We start from the raw sequence: 1,777 nt of genomic DNA on the forward strand, positions 1-1,777 counted from the left end.
GCGGCGACTCCCTCTATAAAATACGGTAGCTATAGGGTTCGTGACCAAGAATACAGCGTGAAAAATATTTTTTAGAGGGAGTACATTCATTTTAGTTCCTGTAAATAACTAAGGAGAAATTTAATGGAAACCTCTCAATATGCTTCGCCGCCAGTTCCATGAACTGGTAATTATATATGGCATGCATTTGGATCTCCGTGCTCCCTATGATGACTAACCCTCCCACGTCTCTTAGCGTCTGGCGCTGACATTCCTTCGTTCGGTCTATCATAAGGCGGAGGCCGGCGAGATGCTCCAGCAGGGGCTCAAAGCCTGATGTACGCCGCTTGTGCCAACTTCTCCATGTCATGATGTAATGGTACGTAAGAATGCAAGCGTCAGACCGCTAATTTGAGACAGGTGACATCGGCAAGCATCTGATCTCCATTGAAATACCTCTTCTTAGTACAGAGCGTATGAAGAATTTTCAACAGCTTACCGCATAATATCACCATGGATTGCTTCTTGCGAAGCGGGTTGTCCGTCCGTTCCGTGTAGTACTGATGAAGCGTCTGAAACGCTTCATTATTCCTAAGCAGGGGAAGCATCGCCTTAAACAGCAGTGAACGGAGTCGTTTACGCCCGCGTTTGGAGATGCGTTTTTGTCCCTGATGTGTACCGGAAGAGTTTTCACGGAGCGTGAGTCCCGCTAATTTGATTAATTGGCGTGGACTTTCATAATCCATGAAGCTTCCGACTTCAGCCAGAAGACCTGCAATCGTGGCTGAACCAATACCTGGAACGGAACGGAGGTATTGATACTCCGGCGTCTCTTTGATCAGTTCTTGCAGTTCGATATCCAGCTGTCCGATCTCTTCATCAAGCAGACGGTAACGGCGCATCAGAATGGCGATCTCTCTGCGGGCACCCCACTCACCTTCCGTAATGCCGATGGATTCTTGAGCTGCCTGGATGAGTGCCGCTGCCTTTGCCGGCCTGCGTTGCTTCATCTTACCTGTAACGGCACAGATGTCAGCTAATTCATCAGGAGTCATGTCCGTTAGATCCAAAGGCATTGGTTTCGCTTCCAGGACGGCAAGCATCATGGCACCGAAATCACTGAAGACCTTGAAGAGCTCAGGGAAGTATTTGTCGATCCATCGATGTATGTTGTTTTTCAACATTGCGCGTTCTTCAATTAGTGACTCGCGCAATGAATAGGCTACACGGATCTCTTCCGCCTCGCCCTCAAGCAGTTTTGGAAAACTGAAACGTCCGTCTTTCATCAAGCGTGCAATGGTCAATGCGTCTTTCTTGTCGTTCTTGGTCTGCAGGTTATCGTCAAGCTCCTTTACACGTTTGACATGCATGGGATTGACAATGACAAGTGGGATACCGTGATCTGCAAGAAAACGTGCAAGATTGAGCCAGTAATGGCCTGTAGGTTCTACCCCAACAATCACGTCATCTTTTCCATGTTCTTTGCGGCCATCGAGGATCGCTTGATGAAGAGCTTCAAAGCCCGCTTCTGACTGGAATACAGGAAAAGCTTTCTTAAACTGCCGTCCGCGTTCATCTACAAATGTAGCGTAGTGTTTGCGTTTTGCGATGTCAATTCCGACTACCAATGTTGATTCGGTTACTTGATTAATTTTATTATTCGTCATAGAATTCATTTGAGTCCTCCTTGGATAGTTGTCGGTCAAGGCCTTAGAGCCCTTGACAACCGCATCATACCAAGAGGGCTTTTTCAATTCAATAGGGCCCGACTTTCCATACAGGAATGCTCCAGCGGGAA

General features: G+C 47.4%; 1 protein-coding gene. It reads right to left on the reverse strand.

Annotated features, from left to right (window positions below; translation table 11 throughout):
* Window positions 1-377: 377 nt before the first annotated feature.
* A complete protein-coding gene (locus tag H9649_RS17690) occupies window positions 378-1,655 on the reverse strand; it encodes an IS110 family RNA-guided transposase (RefSeq protein WP_191696250.1) in 1,278 nt (425 codons plus the stop codon).
* Between the last annotated feature and the right edge of the window lie 122 nt (window positions 1,656-1,777).

The sequence above is a fragment of the Sporosarcina quadrami genome (assembly GCF_014836615.1).
Taxonomy (GTDB): Bacteria; Bacillota; Bacilli; order Bacillales_A; family Planococcaceae; genus Sporosarcina; species Sporosarcina quadrami.

Bases quoted from the DNA above. Each gene is read 5' to 3' on its own strand.
- H9649_RS17690 (WP_191696250.1), bottom strand. From the start codon at position 1,655: ATGAATTCTATGACGAATAATAAAATTAATCAAGTAACCGAATCAACA.